At 33.4% G+C, this 15,225-nt stretch carries 18 protein-coding genes; 12 read left to right on the top strand and 6 right to left on the bottom strand.

The genetic code is table 11. The annotated features are described in order from the left end of the window. Window positions 1-24: 24 nt before the first annotated feature. The 5 genes from G7A72_RS14155 (at window position 25) to G7A72_RS14135 (ending at window position 4,185) form a co-directional block, all read left to right on the top strand. Window positions 25-408 (top strand): GxxExxY protein, encoded by a 384-nt coding sequence (locus G7A72_RS14155; RefSeq protein WP_165152920.1) that lies wholly within the window; start codon window positions 25-27, stop codon window positions 406-408. Window positions 409-432: 24 nt separating this feature from the next. After that, window positions 433-1,854 (top strand): CCA tRNA nucleotidyltransferase, encoded by a 1,422-nt coding sequence (locus tag G7A72_RS14150; RefSeq protein ID WP_165152919.1) that lies wholly within the window; start codon window positions 433-435, stop codon window positions 1,852-1,854. A 51-nt stretch (window positions 1,855-1,905) separates the two neighbouring features. Continuing rightward, the gene (locus G7A72_RS14145; protein ID WP_165152918.1) at window positions 1,906-2,928 is read left to right on the top strand and encodes a COX15/CtaA family protein; all 1,023 of its coding nucleotides are present in this window, start codon (window positions 1,906-1,908) and stop codon (window positions 2,926-2,928) included. Between the two features lie 63 nt (window positions 2,929-2,991). Next, on the top strand, window positions 2,992-3,765 hold the full coding sequence (locus tag G7A72_RS14140; protein WP_165152917.1) for a CDP-alcohol phosphatidyltransferase family protein: 774 nt from the start codon (window positions 2,992-2,994) through the stop codon (window positions 3,763-3,765). A 237-nt stretch (window positions 3,766-4,002) separates the two neighbouring features. Then, window positions 4,003-4,185 carry a CsbD family protein gene (locus G7A72_RS14135; protein WP_091258074.1) on the top strand — a complete coding sequence of 61 codons (183 nt, stop codon included), beginning with the start codon at window positions 4,003-4,005 and terminating at the stop codon, window positions 4,183-4,185. A 105-nt stretch (window positions 4,186-4,290) separates the two neighbouring features. Here the strand turns inward: G7A72_RS14135 and G7A72_RS14130 are convergent, their stop codons facing one another. The 6 genes from G7A72_RS14130 to G7A72_RS14105 form a co-directional block, all read right to left on the bottom strand. Further along, window positions 4,291-5,058, bottom strand: coding sequence for a LytTR family DNA-binding domain-containing protein (locus G7A72_RS14130; RefSeq protein WP_165152916.1), 768 nt, complete (start codon window positions 5,056-5,058; stop codon window positions 4,291-4,293). A 97-nt stretch (window positions 5,059-5,155) separates the two neighbouring features. After that, window positions 5,156-5,512, bottom strand: coding sequence for a 2TM domain-containing protein (locus G7A72_RS14125; RefSeq protein ID WP_241258519.1), 357 nt, complete (start codon window positions 5,510-5,512; stop codon window positions 5,156-5,158). Between the two features lie 46 nt (window positions 5,513-5,558). After that, window positions 5,559-5,864 (bottom strand): 2TM domain-containing protein, encoded by a 306-nt coding sequence (locus G7A72_RS14120; RefSeq protein WP_165152915.1) that lies wholly within the window; start codon window positions 5,862-5,864, stop codon window positions 5,559-5,561. 43 nt (window positions 5,865-5,907) lie between these two features. Beyond that, complete coding sequence (locus G7A72_RS14115) at window positions 5,908-7,242, bottom strand: histidine kinase (protein ID WP_165152914.1); 1,335 nt, start codon at window positions 7,240-7,242, stop codon at window positions 5,908-5,910. A gap of 64 nt (window positions 7,243-7,306) precedes the next feature. Next, complete coding sequence (locus G7A72_RS14110; RefSeq protein ID WP_113666180.1) at window positions 7,307-7,927, bottom strand: hypothetical protein; 621 nt, start codon at window positions 7,925-7,927, stop codon at window positions 7,307-7,309. Window positions 7,928-8,111: 184 nt separating this feature from the next. Beyond that, window positions 8,112-10,316 carry a TonB-dependent receptor gene (locus G7A72_RS14105; RefSeq protein ID WP_165152913.1) on the bottom strand — a complete coding sequence of 735 codons (2,205 nt, stop codon included), beginning with the start codon at window positions 10,314-10,316 and terminating at the stop codon, window positions 8,112-8,114. Between the two features lie 178 nt (window positions 10,317-10,494). On the opposite strand from G7A72_RS14105, the gene G7A72_RS14100 reads away from it, so the two are divergent. From G7A72_RS14100 to G7A72_RS14070, 7 genes are all read left to right on the top strand, one after another. Next, a complete protein-coding gene (locus G7A72_RS14100) occupies window positions 10,495-10,953 on the top strand; it encodes a YciI family protein (protein ID WP_165152912.1) in 459 nt (152 codons plus the stop codon). 41 nt (window positions 10,954-10,994) lie between these two features. Beyond that, window positions 10,995-11,552 carry a sugar O-acetyltransferase gene (locus tag G7A72_RS14095; RefSeq protein ID WP_165152911.1) on the top strand — a complete coding sequence of 186 codons (558 nt, stop codon included), beginning with the start codon at window positions 10,995-10,997 and terminating at the stop codon, window positions 11,550-11,552. Window positions 11,553-11,623: 71 nt separating this feature from the next. Continuing rightward, complete coding sequence (locus G7A72_RS14090; protein WP_165152910.1) at window positions 11,624-12,019, top strand: hypothetical protein; 396 nt, start codon at window positions 11,624-11,626, stop codon at window positions 12,017-12,019. Between the two features lie 48 nt (window positions 12,020-12,067). Then, window positions 12,068-12,457 (top strand): VOC family protein, encoded by a 390-nt coding sequence (locus G7A72_RS14085; RefSeq protein ID WP_165152909.1) that lies wholly within the window; start codon window positions 12,068-12,070, stop codon window positions 12,455-12,457. Window positions 12,458-12,510: 53 nt separating this feature from the next. Further along, complete coding sequence (locus G7A72_RS14080) at window positions 12,511-13,122, top strand: HPP family protein (protein WP_165152908.1); 612 nt, start codon at window positions 12,511-12,513, stop codon at window positions 13,120-13,122. Between the two features lie 189 nt (window positions 13,123-13,311). Then, entirely contained in the window at window positions 13,312-13,851 is a 540-nt protein-coding gene (locus G7A72_RS14075) for a hypothetical protein (protein WP_113666187.1), read from the top strand. Window positions 13,852-14,060: 209 nt separating this feature from the next. Next, window positions 14,061-15,119, top strand: coding sequence for a nucleoid-associated protein (locus G7A72_RS14070; RefSeq protein ID WP_165152907.1), 1,059 nt, complete (start codon window positions 14,061-14,063; stop codon window positions 15,117-15,119). Window positions 15,120-15,225 lie beyond the last annotated feature (106 nt).

Below are 15,225 nucleotides of genomic sequence, written 5' to 3'. Positions count from 1 at the left end.
TAATTCACTAATTCAATTTGAAAAATGGATGATTTAATTTATAAAGAAGAATGTTATAAAATTGTTGGACTTTTATATGAAGTCCACAAAAATCTTGGCAGAGGTTTCTCTGAAATTGTTTATAAAGATGCATTGGAATTTGAATTTAACGAAAATAATATTCATTACGAAAGAGAGAAGGAATATACCGTTAAATATAAAAATTCAATTTTAAAACATAAATTTTACGCAGATTTTATTATTCATGACAAAATAATTCTTGAGATAAAAACTGTTGAATGTTTTAACAATAGCCATTACAATCAATGTTTAAATTATTTGAAAATTTCTGGAAACAAACTTGCAATTTTAGTTAATTTCAACCTTAACTCTTTAGAATACAAACGTATCGTTGATACCAAAAAATAATTAGCGAATTTGCGGTAATAAAAAATGAATTACAAAACGGCCTTACATAATAAAATTTTCGAAGTCATTTCTCAAGCTTCACAAGAACTTAACGTTGACAGTTATGTGATTGGTGGTTTTGTTAGAGATTTACTTTTGAACAGAGACTTTAAAAAAGACATTGATATTGTTGCCGTTGGCAGCGGAATCGAATTGGCTTTAAAAGTTTCTCAATTACTTCCTAATAAACCAAAAGTTCAGGTTTTCAAAACCTACGGAACAGCGATGTTGCGCTTTGAAGATACCGAAATTGAGTTTGTAGGAGCCCGAAAAGAATCCTATCATTTTGAAAGTAGGAATCCTGTTGTGGAAAACGGAACATTAGAAGACGACCAAAACCGTCGTGATTTCACCATAAACGCCTTGGCTTTATCTTTAAATGTTGAAAATTTTGGAGAATTATCTGATCCTTTTAATGGTCTGGAAGATTTAAAAAACAAAATAATCAGAACACCCTTGGATCCAGATATTACTTTTTCTGATGATCCGTTGCGTATGTTGCGAGGCATTCGTTTTGCGAACCAATTGGGTTTTGATATTGAAGGAAATTCATTGGACTCCATCACAAAGAACGCAGAGCGAATCAAAATCATTTCCGGAGAACGCATTGTTGATGAATTAAATAAAATACTTTCGACAGATAAACCTTCAATCGGATTTTTACATTTGTTCAAAACAGGACTTTTAGATATTATTCTTCCCGAGTTGACAGCTTTGAATCAAGTTGAAGAAATAGAAGGTCACACCCACAAAAACAATTTCTACCATACACTGGAAGTTGTAGATAATATTTGTCCAAATACAGATGACGTTTGGCTGCGCTGGTCAGCATTGTTGCACGATATTGGAAAAGCGCCAACGAAACGTTTTAATAAAAAACAAGGTTGGACTTTTCACGGACATGAATTTCTTGGCGGAAAAATGGCAAAAAAAATATTTGAACGTTTGCACATGCCATTGAATCACAAAATGAAATTTGTCCAAAAAATGGTGATGATGAGTTCCCGTCCGATTGTATTATCACAAGATAAAGTAACGGATTCTGCGGTGCGCCGTTTGGTTTTTGACGCAGGCGAAGATGTTGAGAATTTAATGACGTTGTGCGAAGCCGATATTACGACCAAGAACCCTAATAAATTTAAGAAATACCATAATAATTTCGAAATCGTCCGCAAGAAAATTGTTGAAGTGGAAGAGCGCGATCAGGTTCGTAATTTCCAACCGCCAATTTCTGGAGAGGAAATCATGAAGATTTTTGACCTAAAACCTTCTAAAGAAATCGGAATGCTGAAGGAAGCCATAAAAGAAGCCATTTTAGAAGGAGAAATTCCCAATGAATATCAGGCGGCATATGATTTCATGTTAAAAAGAGCCACAAAAATCGGATTAAAGATTAACGCTTGTTGAATTAACATTTAATTGCATTTCAAATACCTTTGTAAAAATTAATTTTGAACAATGAAAAAAGAGAATAATTACGTTATCATTTGGTTGTTATCAGGATGCTTATTATTGTTTATGATGGTTATAGTGGGAGGAATTACCCGATTGACAAATTCTGGTTTATCAATGACCGATTGGCATTTAGTAACCGATACTTTCCCTCCTTTAACAGAAGAAAAATGGTCACACGCTTTTGAAGAATATAAAAAATTTCCAGAATATCAAAAAATCAATATCCACAATGATTTTACGCTAAGTGATTACAAATTCATCTATTTCTGGGAGTGGTTTCACCGTTTTATTGGTAGAATAATTGGTCTGGCATTTATAGTCCCATTTGTTTATTTCTTGTTCAAGAAACGTCTTTCGACCGCAACCATCAAAAAATGTGTTGTTTTGCTTTTTATGGGCGGTTTTCAAGGATTTTTGGGCTGGTTCATGGTTCGTAGTGGTTTAATTGACAATCCCGATGTAAGTCATTTCAGATTGGCCTTGCACCTCACATTTGCTTTCATTACGTTTGCCTATACGCTTTGGGTTGCTTTGGATTTAATTTACCCAAACAGATCCAAAGTAATAATTCCTTTGCGTAATCTTGCACGCGTTGCATTAGTATTTCTGGTTATCCAAATCATTTATGGTGGTTTTGTTGCAGGTTTAAATGCAGGTCTAATTCACAATCACTGGCCTTTGATGAGCGACGGACAATTCATTCACGACAGTGTTTTCATAGAAAAAAGTACCTTGTTTTTAAATCTAATCGAAGGAAAAAGTGGCGTTCAATTTGTTCATCGTACTATGGCTTATGTTGTAGTCGGGCTTATTTTGGCGTTGTATTTTACAAGCCGTAAACACTTGCTTACCGTGCTACAGAAAAGAGGAATCAAGACTTTGGTGATTATTGTATTTTTACAATTTACACTAGGTGTGTTTACTTTGCTATACGGTGTTCCGCTTTGGTTGGGATTGATACACCAAGTAATGGCTTTCATTTTACTGACAGCAATGACATTTTCTTTACACAGATTATCAAAATAAGATCATAATTCAAAACCAATATTGCCTGACTATATTGTCACATTTCTTTGCTTATTAACGTAAATGTCTAAACTTGCCGCTCAAGATAAATTTTTAGATTTATCAGATTATGGAAGAACTTTTGGAAAATTTCTCGCCAATCAATTAAAAAATACCCGTTTTACACCCATACATGTCACGCTACTTTTTGGTGTTTCCGGTCTGATAGCCATTTATTATATTCTTGAAGGATCGTACTTTTTAGCTGGTTTTTTCATCTTGCTGAAATCTGGAATCGACGCTGCCGATGGCGAACTGGCTCGTATAAAAAACACGCCTTCCTACACCGGAAGATACTTGGACAGCGTATTCGATATCATCCTGAATTTTCTATTTTTAATGACCATTTGTTATGTCTCAAAAACATCATTTTGGCTTACTGTTTTGGCCTTTATTGGTATTCAATTACAAGGTACTTTATACAATTATTACTATGTGATTTTAAGAAATAAGTCCGTTGGCGGAGATACCACAAGTAAAATTTTTGAGTACAAATCACCAAGAGCTTTACCTGGAGAAACGCAAAAATCCGTCGACATTTTGTTTCGCATTTACACCGTCGTTTATGGCACGTTTGATAAGATAATTCACCTTCTGGATAAAGATGCTTACAAAGTAAAAACCTTTCCAAACTGGTTTATGACTTTGGTTTCTATTTACGGTTTAGGCTTTCAATTACTAATTATTGCAATCATGTTACCATCAGGTCTAATCGATTATATCATCCCTTTTTTCATTCTCTTCACAGTATTGATTTTTGTACTAATTGGCATTCGAAAGACGTTTTTTAAGGTGTAAATTAATCATAGAGAATATCTATATCGAAAACACAGATTTCACATTACCATTGCGTTAGAATTATATACTTGTAGTTATAATTTAACATCTATTTCAATTTAATAAATTTCCTCAAAACGCATTAAACAACACTTTTTATAGGAATTATACAAGAGATTCACAGAATTATATAACAATCAAACAGCTTAAAATTATCAAATTTGTAAAGAACAAATAGTAATTTAAAACTTAGATATTATGCCAAATTCAAAAGAGATTGAAGGAAACTGGAATGAGTTGAAAGGAAAACTTAAACAGAAATTTGCCGATTTGACGGATGATGATTTGCTATACGAAGAAGGAAAAGAAGATGAAATGTGGGGTAAATTACAACAAAAATTAGGCAAGACAGAAAAAGAAATTAAATCATTATTTGATTAATTTCTAAATCTTAAAGGTATTTAAACTGTTTCAATTGTTAGAGTCAAAAATTTCCTTTTAGGATTTTTTGAGTCACATTTGAAACAGTTTTTTTTTGTTTTAAAACTACCCAATCCACGTCTTAAAATCGGATACTTTTTCTCTGCTTACAATCACATCTTCTTCTTTAAAAGAGGGCAAAATAACTTTCAAACGAGAGTTGCTGTAAACGACAATTTCTTTGATTGCTTTCAATGGAATTATAAATTTTCTACTAATACGGAAGAAATCTCCGGGATCTAATTCCTGCTCTAAAAGTTCCAACGTACATTCGATTAAATAATTCCTATTGTCAAAAGTATGGATGTAGGTTCCTTTATTTTCGCTAAAAAAACATTCGATTTCATCTATTGAAATCACTTTCAAATGTTGGCCTATTTTTACCGTAAATCGTTTTTTATAGTTTTTCTCAAACGGATTGGTCAACATCTTTTTGATTTGCTCAAAATCAATTCCAAGACTTTGTGTTTGTAATTCTTGTTTTGGCATAAGCGACTTGAATTTTGCGACGGCAATTTCGAGATCATCTTCGTCAATGGGTTTCAAAAGATAATCGATGCTATTCAATTTGAAAGCACGAAGCGCATATTCATCATAAGCAGTCGTGAAAATTACAGCGCTCTTAATCTCAACTTTTTCAAAAATTTCAAAGGACAAACCATCCGACAATTGAATGTCCAGAAAAATCAAATCCGGATGTTCATTTTTAGAAAACCAATCAAGTGCTTCTTCGACGGAATGCAACATCACTCCTACTTGAATGTTTAGTTTTTCCAGTTTTCTTTGGAGTAATCTGGCAGCTGGTTTTTCGTCTTCTATAATTATTGTTTTCATTTTTTAAGTTAGAGGTTAGAAAATAGAGAATGGAAGTTAAAGGTTTTACTGAATACTAAAAAAACTGATTTCGAAGCTTCGGGATGAACATTAATCCTTATTCCCATTTTTCACTTTTTTCTTTCTCCATCAACTCCTTGATTTTTTTCTCTTCCCAGTTTCTTCCAAAAATCCAATTAGGCAAGAAAACAGAAAATCCGTGCGCAACAATTCCTATTCCCCAAAAGAATGCCGTAAAGAAATTCTCAATTTTGAAATAGCTTTCTCCCGGATCCAAATCTCTAATATTGATAAACACAATCAATATATTTACAGCTACATACACTATTAAATGCGTATAAAAACCTTTCAATCGCTTTACTTCCTGTTGAGCGGCAGCGTAATTATCTTCCGGCTGAAATTCTCCAAACCCAGAATTATAATTTCTTTTCATTTCGATGTTATTATGTGACATTTATTTTTTTAAAAAGTACTTCAATTGTAATAGAAAAATTGTGATTTTATGTCCAAGTATCTTTTCTCCTATTTTCTTTTTCCATAAACTCCTTAATTTTTTGTTCTTCCCAATCTTTACCAAAAAAAGGCATATAGTTAAAGACTTTCATACCATGAAAAATCACTCCAATTCCCCATCCTAACATTGGCCAAAAAAACCATAAATGCTCCGGAGATGTTACTAAATTTATGATTAGCAAAGCAATATTAAAGACAATATAGGCTGTCAAGTTCCCGTAGAAGCCTTTAATTTCTTCCACTTGTTTTTTCGCTTGAAAATAGCGATCTTCATTTTGATAAGTATTTTCCATGACTTTTTATTTAAATTTTTCTTAGGTTAAAATGTTTTAATTCCTATTTCCAAGTTTGTTTCTGCTGATCTTTACGCAAAATTTCTTGAATTTTTCTCTCTTCCCAATTGGAACTGTAACCAAAAACTTTGAAAGCATGCATCGTTAATCCAAATCCCCATCCGGCTGCAGAAAACCAAAACCATTGAAAATGTGGTGAAAAAGTTAAATTGATATAAATCAAAAACGGAATAACACAACAGTAAGAAATCAAGTTTGCGTAAAAACCTTTCAGCTCATCCACTCTTTTTTTGGCCCTGTAATATGCGGTATTTTCATTGGTGTTTAAAGTTGTTTCCATAACAGTTATTTGTTTTGTTAGAATAGGTATTTTAACCGTAAATGTTTGTTCATTTTGAGCAATCAGGACTTTTCTATTCGTGATGATTCCATATCTGTTGATTATGTTTTGCAAACCAACACCTTGACGCTCCTGCAAAACTTCTTTCTTTTGATAATCGTTTTGAACGGCAAGATAATCGCCTTCCACGTAAATCCGGATGTGCAATGGTCTTTGCTCACTAACCACATTATGCTTCACCGTATTTTCCAATAAAAGCTGTAAAGAAAGCGGCACGACTTTGGCTTCAGCCGAAATTGCAGTTGTGGGCATTTCATAAAATAAGCTGTTTTCAAAACGCATTTTTAATAAATTCATATACGTTTTGCCGAAAGCCAGTTCTTCATCTACCGAAACCAGTTCTTTATCTTTTTGTTCTAAAACATATCGGTAAATCTTAGATAACGAAGTCGTAAATCGTTGTGCATTTTCTGGATTTTCTTCAATTAATGAACTCAGAACATTTAAACTATTAAAAAGGAAATGAGGATCAATTTGATTTTTTAAACTCTCGAATTTCGCGTTAGCTGTTCCTGCAATAATTTTCTGTTCTTTTACTTTGTTCTCATTATAAGCTTTGTAAAATGAAATAGTGTAAATGGATAATGTGACAAAAAAAGTGATGATTATTGACCCTAAATAACTTGAAGGTTTTTCGTTGGCCAAGAAATAATCAAAAGAATTTTTATTATACACCACTACTTCAAATACGTGCATTAAAAAAATCACTAATAATGAAACTAAAAACGAACCTATAAATCCCAGTGTTAGCCTTTTTACCGAAAATTTATCTTCAAAATAAGAATCTAATTTCCAAAAAAGAAACATGTTTGCAGCGTATAAAGAAAAAGTATACATCATTGTGAATAAAAAATTTACTAACAATCTTTTACCAAAATAAATTTCACTTCCCATTATCATATTGACTAATTGAATCACAGCAAAAATAATAAGTGTCAATTTTATCGCTCTTTGAAGTTCTTTGTATATTCTGCTCATTTTATTTTGATATTTATTCTGATGCAATTCAGAAAAAGTTTCTGTCTTTTTTCTTCCAATTCTCCTATTTACAATTTTTCTGTGCTGCTAAAGCTCTATCTAATCCCCACTTTGGAGAAAAAGGTGTTTCCGGTTTAAAAGTAGCAAAAAGTCCAATAGCTTTTTCAATTTGGGCACACATCGGTTTAGTATCAGTTCCCCAAAATTGCGCACCACCAATTTCAAATTCGGCTTTACCAAAAACAACTCTTGGATTTTCTGGAGCAATTGCCTGTGCTTTTCCGTATAATTCCATCACCGTTCCGGATAATTTTTGTCCGTTTGTCATTGGGTCAAAAGCAATCCAAGCGGTATGAATCATCGCTTGCATCACCAATAATTCTGCATTATTTGGATTTTTATCCATTTCTATATCCAATGATTTTTGTGCTTTTGAAAGTAATAAATTCATTTGATCTTTATCCTTTGTTCTAAAAGCAGTTGTCGTATTTACTAATGCCACATAATAATTTGGCAACCAACTTGTTTTTTCGGCAGCTGCAATTCTTTCGAATAAATCCGAAGCTTCGGTGTTCTTTCCTTCGCCCCATAACTGGAACGCTTTTCCCATTCCTTGCTCAAATTGCCCTTGAGCAGATACTAAACTACAGATAAAAAATACGATTGTGGTGATAACTTTTGTCATGATTTCTTGGTTTTAAATGGTTATTTTTTTGATGATTGAAACGTTGTGTTATTTATACTTCAAAAGTATCTCGGTTTCTATTGGTTTAAAATTTAAAAATACTGAACTGTCAATTTTGATGGATGAATTGTGATTGGACTTGAATTTCAAATATTTTCATTGCTATTGAAATTGAAATTGTCATTTACAAATTCCTCAACTGATTGTCTTTTTTATCATTACTAATCGTCCAAAAGAATCCTACAAAGAAAAAACGATCGGCTGTAGGAATAATTTCTTTTCTGTTGTAAAAGCCTGTATTGTCTGGATTGTTAGCATATTCGTATCCAAAGACATTCTGAGAACCTAAAACATTAGAAACTGAGAAGTATAAAATCTTTTGTTGACTCAATAAATACGCCCAATTAAAACTCAAACTGTTGTACGATTTAGTTTTTCCATTCATGAATTTTGTTTCATTTGGATTGTTGTAAGGACGCCCAGAACTGTATGAATTCGTGAAGCCTATCTGTGATTTCCAATCATTTATCCAGTATTTAGTAACGATTGATAAGCTGTGATCTGCAACAAAACTTGGCGTCACTTGAGAACTGAAATTTTTATAATCTCTCTCCGTGTCGATGTACGAATAGGAAACCCAATATTCTAAGTTTTTGATTGATTTTCCGTCTCTCCAAAACAAATCCAACCCTTTCGCGTAACCCAAACCGGAATTATCAAAAACCGAATTATAACGTGCTGTTTCAGTATCGAATTTCACTAAATTGCGATAGTCTTTATAATAGGTTTCAGCACGAAATGTTTTACCATTTTTATTGTACTGAAAATTCAAAATGTAATGTGATGCCTTTTCGCTTTCAAATTGATTATTACTGGAATACTTGATATATTCGGCATTTGGAGTTTGGGTAAAATCGCCATACGCAAATGAAAACTGACTGTTTTTAGCCATTTTATACGCAAATGAAATTCGGGGAGAAATAGCAGTTTCGTTCAGCAAATCATTATTTGAAGCTCGTATTCCTACTTTTGCAGCCCATTTTTTAGAGAAGAAAATATCAGCTTCGGTATAAATAGCTGCTATGTTCGAATCATACCCATTGGTGAAAACCGAACCTGAATTTTCGTTGAAATCTTCATTGAATTGGGTCACAAAATAATCCGCTCCAAAGGATATTTTCACTCTTTCTGAAAAGCTTTTTCTTAATTTTAATTTCAAATGAGCTGCATTTTCATCATTCGCCACTTTATCTGAATCTAAATTTATTTTGTTGTTGCTGTAACCATAACTCAATCCAGAAGTAATTTGCCAATTGTTCCCAAAAACGCCTTTGTAGGAAGAATTTAAATAGAAATTATTGTTATTTAAATCAACTCTGATTTTCTCCTGTGAATTGATACTTTCCTGATTAATATCAAATTTTGAAGAGTCAAAAGCAGCGTACACTTTCAAAATCCCATTATTGAAGTTATAGCGATACACCGTTTCTCCAGACAACGATTGAAAAGGACTATTCCAATCCACGTTTTGAGGAATTGCTGCTTGATACGGTGCTAAATTCAAGTAATTCGCATTCACGCTCAACGAACTTTTTTTCCATTTTTGAGTATTTCCAATTCCTAAACCAACGGTCATTAATGATATTTCGGTTTTATTTTGGTCTGGCTCATCTTGGGTGTTCAATAACAACACACTAGATAATGCTTCGCCATATTCCGCGGAATAACCACCTGTAGAAAAAGACATTCCACTGAACAAAAAAGGAGAAAATCGGCCTCTTGTAGGTACGTTATTTGTACCCGCTCCATACGGTTGCGCTACCCGAATCCCATCTACAAAGGTTTGCGTTTCATTGGCCTCGCCACCACGAACAAATAATCTTCCGTCCTCGCCTACCGTTTGTGTTCCCGGCAACGTTTGCAAAGCCGCAATAATATTCCCCGCAGAACCAGCTGTAGTTACAATATCTAATGGTTTCAAAACAGAAACTCTGGCTTTGTCACCGGCTTCTAATGTTCCGGCCGTAATAACGACTGCATCAAGCGATGTCACACTTTCTCGTAATTTGATGGTTTTATTTTGGAAATTAGCCACATCAATCATTATTTTAGAAGTTTCATAAATTAGGAAACTCACCACCAAAGTTTGATTCCCTTTTACAGTAGTCGTAAAACTAAAATCACCTATGTCAGTAGTCGATGCGCCATCATAAGTGCCTTCAATAAAAACATTAGCGCCAGAAACCGGTTTTCCTTTCTCATCCACCACTTTCCCTGAAATTGTATTTTGTGAAAAAATAGTCAGGCTGAATAATAAAATAGCAAAAGTGAAAATCGATTTAAGGCTTCTTTTCGAATGATTTGGTAGTTGAATAAATGTTGGTTTCATGTTGTTTAATTTTGATAAAGCAAATATCTACCGCAAAAATGACAACCAGAAAAAGTTAATACTGAACTGTTGAAATTATAGGATGAGTTGTTTAATCAATACATTTTGATTTTGAAATCATGCATTTTTTATTTTATTATGAAAACCTTAAATTTGTGTATATTCAAATTCTGAAAAAATGAAAAAATCAATCTTATTTCTTCTATTATTCTCTTTTAATTCAGTTATATTTTCTCAAGAAACGGAATCAGCATTTGATGAAAAACTGGCAAAATCGCTGAATGCAGATGATTACGGAATGAAGCAATATGTTTTTTGTTTATTAAAAACAGGAAGCAATACAACCGCAACTAAAGAAGAAACCAAAAAATTATTTGAGGGACACATGGCTAACATTAATCGATTAGCAAAAGAAGGAAAACTGGTTGTGGCAGGTCCTTTCATGAAAAATGATAAAAATTATCGAGGTATTTATATTTTTAACGCCAGCAGTATTGAAGAAGCTAAATCATTTGTGGCGACAGATCCTGCGGTACAATCGAAACTTCTGGAAACAGAATTAACGCTTTGGTACGGAAGTGCCGCTTTACAAGAAACACTGAAAATTCATGATAAAATTGCTAAAACTAAAATCTGAAAGCACAAATAAATAATTGCATTGCATAAATTAAAAAAACTATGATAACCGAAAAAGAAAAAATGATTGCCGGAGAATATTATTTGGCAGGCGATCCTGTTTTAGTAAAAGACAGACGAAAATCTAAAAATTTACTCCATCGATTAAATGTTACCGAGTATCGAGTAACCAAAAAAGCACGTGAAATTCTAAAAGAACTGATTCCTAATGCAGGAGTAAATCTTTATATTGAACCGCCATTTTTTTGCGATTACGGCTACAATATCAGTTGTGGCGAAAATGTTTATTTCAATGTAAACTGTGTCGTTTTGGATTGTGCCAAAGTAACTATAGGTTCCAATGTCTTTTTTGCTCCGGGCGTTCAATTGTACACCGCCACACATCCGCTGGATGCTGAACTGAGAAAAACACTGGAAAATGCTTTGCCTATAACCATTGGCGATGATTGCTGGATTGGCGGAAATTCCGTTATTTGTCCAGGAATCACTGTAGGAAATGGTTGTGTAATTGGTGCTGGCTCTGTGGTTACAAAAGACATTCCTGACAATTCTTTGGCCGTTGGAAATCCTGCAAAAGTGATTCGGAAACTGAATGAATAATGAATATTGGAATTACAATTTCTCAAAAATAAATTTTCCTATCTTTGTTATAACAACTTAAACAAATCATAATGAAACATCTTAAAACATTTCTAGTCTTGGCACTTATCGTTGTCGCAAACTCTGTTTCGGCACAATCCACTTTTGATAAATGGCCTGCCATAAAAGAATTTCACGAAGTAATGTCACAAACTTTCCATCCTGCAGAAGAAGGAAATTTGGCTCCAATAAAAGCACGTTCGGAAGAAATGATGAACAAAGCAGCGATGTTATTAAAATCAGATATTCCAACAGAATTTAGAACTGACGCCATATTAGCTTCAGCAGAACGATTACAAATTAAAAGCAAAGCGCTTCACAAATTAGTAAAGTCTAATGGAACTGATGCCGCAATTGTAAAATCAATTACTGACTTACACGACACTTTCCATGAAATTGTGGGACTTTGTTCCGAAGCAAAAAAATAAAAACCCAAAGCCTAATCATCAGATTAGGCTTTCTTCATTATAATACAAATGCTACAACTTAATAAAATTCACCACATTGCCATTATTTGTTCCGATTATCAAAAATCAAAAACGTTCTACACGAGCGTTCTAGGATTAACAATAATTCAGGAAATTTACCGTCAAGAAAGACAATCGTACAAACTTGATTTAGCACTTAACGGAGAATATGTGATTGAATTATTCTCATTTCCAAACCCGCCAAAACGTCCTTCCATGCCTGAAGCGGCTGGAATGCGCCATTTAGCTTTTGAAGTGAATGACATTCAAAAAACAAGAGATTATTTAGTGCTTCAAAATATAACTGCAGAAGCAATTCGTGTAGATGAATTTACTCAAAAAAGCTTCTTCTTTGTCGCAGATCCAGATAACTTACCGGTTGAATTTTATGAAAAATAAAATCTCTTCCAAAACGATAAAATGAATATAATTATCACTCTCTTTTTTTCATAATGAATACTAAATATAAAATAAAAAGGAGTTACCGCAAAACCAAGTACATACTATACAAAGAAACTTTGGTTGATTTCAAAGAACATTTCTGGGCTTTTCTCGGCTCTTTTATAGGCATAGGATTAATCGCTTATTTACAATCTCACACATTACCACAATCTGATGTGGTTTATTTAATAGGTTCCTTTGGAGCATCGAGCGTATTGGTTTATGGTGTCATCCAAAGTCCATTGGCACAGCCTAGAAATCTTATTGGAGGGCACTTAATTTCTGCAATCATAGGCGTTACAGTATATAAATTCGTCCCGGATATCGTTTGGTTAACCGCTCCACTTGCTGTTTCCCTCTCCATTGTTTTTATGCAAATGACTAAAACATTACATCCGCCAGGCGGTGCAACCGCACTGATAGCGGTAACTGGCTCAAACGAAATTAAAAATCTAGGATACTGGTATGTATTTTCTCCTGTTTTAACCGGTGTTCTTATTTTGCTAGCCGTAGCTTTAGTTTTTAATAACATGACATCAAACAGACAATATCCAACTCATAAAAAATACCATCAGTTCCGAAAAAGAGTCGCAAGTGTTTTTAAAATTAAACCAAACGACTAAAAACTTTAATTTCGGAGCTAAATATTTAGTTCTAAAACAAGATTTACTTTTTTCCTTTTCTTCGAAAACATTTCGATATTGATGTATTCCTTGTTTACGCATACGCAAAAATATTATCAACAAATCGAAAATCTGAAATCTAAATCTAAAATTATATTTTACCTTTGACCTTTCATAAAAACAAAGATTATGGTTTATAAATTTAGAGTGATTCTAGACGCGGAAGAAGATGTTTTTAGAGACATTGCAATACTTGAAGACGATACCTTAGAAGATTTGCACAATGCAATTTTCAATTCATTCGGTTTTGACGGAATGGAAGTGGCCTCTTTTTATACTTGTGATGAAACTTGGAACCAAGAAGATGAGATTTCACTTTTTGATACCGGTGATGTTCCAGGCGAACAAAAAATCATGAGCGATTACCAATTATCCGATATTTTAGACAAACAAAACACCAAAATTTTATATGTCTATGATTTCATAAATATGTGGACATTCCTTGTAGAGCTTGCTGCTGTAGAAGATCAAGTTGTTGGGAATTTATATCCTGAAACTATTTTTTCTCATGGAGAAATGCCGGATGAAGCAATGGAAAAAAACTTTGAATCTGACAATGCCGATGACTACAACGCCGAATTTGAAGATGGCTTAGACGAAGATGATCTGGACATGTTTGAGGGCGATGACAGTTTTGAAGATTATGGGTTTGAGGAGAATTGGAATTAGTCCTCTCCCCAACCCTCTCCAAAGGAGAGGGAGACTAACCACATAAAAATAAAATGAATTTCCGTATCGATACCCAAGGACATTTTTTTTAATGGCTTTCTTTGTTAGGCATTACTCCAGACAATTATAAAAAAATTTAATAAATACAAAATCACGCCTCATCTCCCCTTCCTTCGGAGGGGGCTGGGGGGAGGAAACCATAAAAAAATATGATTAACTTATATAACACGCACATCGAAAACTTATCCATTCATAGAGTGGGTAATAAAAGTAGAAACGAAGCCATTTTTTTATCGGAGCAACCGTTTAATCTGAATGATGAGATTGTGCCTTTGATGAAAGAATTTTTCTTTAAACCTTTTAGAGAGAAAGAAGAAAACTATTTTCAGTTTGCCCATGAAATTGATTTGGACTATAATGATATGTTCAAATTTGCAACGGAAGTTTTTGATAATCCAAGTACGATTCATGACGTTTCTAAAAAAATCACCTCACACTTATTTGAGCAGTCCAACCATCCGCACATCAAGAATGGTGAAGTTTACGTAACATATTTAACGAACGTGAGCATTGACAATAATGTGGTGGATGCTATAGGGATTTTCAAGAGTGAAATACAAGCGGATTTTTTGCAGTTTGAAGAAAAAGCAACGCACTTAGAAATGATTTTACAACAAGGTGTCAGTTTGAATAAGCTGGACAAAGGATGTATTATCTTTAATTATAAAAAAGAAGAAGGATACAAAATCCTAACTGTTGACAGCAACCGCTATGATGCCAGATATTGGTTGGAACATTTCTTATCTGTAGATGCTTTTGAGGATGAAAACTTTATCACTAAAAAGTATTTAAAGTTCTGTCAGAACTTTGCTAAAGATGTTGTTTTCCCTGCCGAAGACAAAAAAGAAGAAGTGATGTTTATGAACCGTTCGGTAAACTATTTTGCCAAAAACGATGAATTTGAAGAAACTGAATTTTTAAATGAAGTATTGGATAATCCAGACCTTATTCCAGAGTTTAAAAACTACAAAATGGACAAAGGAGAAAAGTACAGCATTGAAGATGTAACCACTTTTCCTATTGCGAATGCAGCAGTTTCTGACGCTAGAAAATCAATCAAAAACGTTATTAACTTAGATACACACATCCAAATTAAAATGGATTTCATCAACCCTGAAAGTGCTGAAAAATATGTGGAAAAAGGATGGGATGAAGAGAAACAAATGTATTATTACTTAGTTTATTTCAATAAAGAAGAGAAAAGTTAGTGTGCAGTAATTAGTGTTCAATGATCAGTCACTGTTTAAAGAGCGATAATTAAAAATATATCAATCTCCAATTGCGAAAGTAGTTGGAGATTTTTTTTATAAATAA

The organism is Flavobacterium sp. Sr18 (assembly GCF_011064265.1).
In the GTDB taxonomy this organism is placed as follows: domain Bacteria; phylum Bacteroidota; class Bacteroidia; order Flavobacteriales; family Flavobacteriaceae; genus Flavobacterium; species Flavobacterium petrolei.
This window is presented reverse-complemented; position numbering and strand designations above follow the sequence as displayed.

What these genes read in the sequence shown, in the direction of transcription:
- G7A72_RS14155 (WP_165152920.1), top strand. Translation starts at nt 25, where the DNA reads ATGGATGATTTAATTTATAAAGAAGAATGTTATAAAATTGTTGGACTT.
- G7A72_RS14150 (WP_165152919.1), top strand. Translation starts at nt 433, where the DNA reads ATGAATTACAAAACGGCCTTACATAATAAAATTTTCGAAGTCATTTCT.
- G7A72_RS14145 (WP_165152918.1), top strand. Translation starts at nt 1,906, where the DNA reads ATGAAAAAAGAGAATAATTACGTTATCATTTGGTTGTTATCAGGATGC.
- G7A72_RS14140 (WP_165152917.1), top strand. Translation starts at nt 2,992, where the DNA reads ATGTCTAAACTTGCCGCTCAAGATAAATTTTTAGATTTATCAGATTAT.
- G7A72_RS14135 (WP_091258074.1), top strand. Translation starts at nt 4,003, where the DNA reads ATGCCAAATTCAAAAGAGATTGAAGGAAACTGGAATGAGTTGAAAGGA.
- G7A72_RS14130 (WP_165152916.1), bottom strand. Translation starts at nt 5,058, where the DNA reads ATGAAAACAATAATTATAGAAGACGAAAAACCAGCTGCCAGATTACTC.
- G7A72_RS14125 (WP_241258519.1), bottom strand. Translation starts at nt 5,512, where the DNA reads ATGTCACATAATAACATCGAAATGAAAAGAAATTATAATTCTGGGTTT.
- G7A72_RS14120 (WP_165152915.1), bottom strand. Translation starts at nt 5,864, where the DNA reads ATGGAAAATACTTATCAAAATGAAGATCGCTATTTTCAAGCGAAAAAA.
- G7A72_RS14115 (WP_165152914.1), bottom strand. Translation starts at nt 7,242, where the DNA reads ATGAGCAGAATATACAAAGAACTTCAAAGAGCGATAAAATTGACACTT.
- G7A72_RS14110 (WP_113666180.1), bottom strand. Translation starts at nt 7,927, where the DNA reads ATGACAAAAGTTATCACCACAATCGTATTTTTTATCTGTAGTTTAGTA.
- G7A72_RS14105 (WP_165152913.1), bottom strand. Translation starts at nt 10,316, where the DNA reads ATGAAACCAACATTTATTCAACTACCAAATCATTCGAAAAGAAGCCTT.
- G7A72_RS14100 (WP_165152912.1), top strand. Translation starts at nt 10,495, where the DNA reads ATGAAAAAATCAATCTTATTTCTTCTATTATTCTCTTTTAATTCAGTT.
- G7A72_RS14095 (WP_165152911.1), top strand. Translation starts at nt 10,995, where the DNA reads ATGATAACCGAAAAAGAAAAAATGATTGCCGGAGAATATTATTTGGCA.
- G7A72_RS14090 (WP_165152910.1), top strand. Translation starts at nt 11,624, where the DNA reads ATGAAACATCTTAAAACATTTCTAGTCTTGGCACTTATCGTTGTCGCA.
- G7A72_RS14085 (WP_165152909.1), top strand. Translation starts at nt 12,068, where the DNA reads ATGCTACAACTTAATAAAATTCACCACATTGCCATTATTTGTTCCGAT.
- G7A72_RS14080 (WP_165152908.1), top strand. Translation starts at nt 12,511, where the DNA reads ATGAATACTAAATATAAAATAAAAAGGAGTTACCGCAAAACCAAGTAC.
- G7A72_RS14075 (WP_113666187.1), top strand. Translation starts at nt 13,312, where the DNA reads ATGGTTTATAAATTTAGAGTGATTCTAGACGCGGAAGAAGATGTTTTT.
- G7A72_RS14070 (WP_165152907.1), top strand. Translation starts at nt 14,061, where the DNA reads ATGATTAACTTATATAACACGCACATCGAAAACTTATCCATTCATAGA.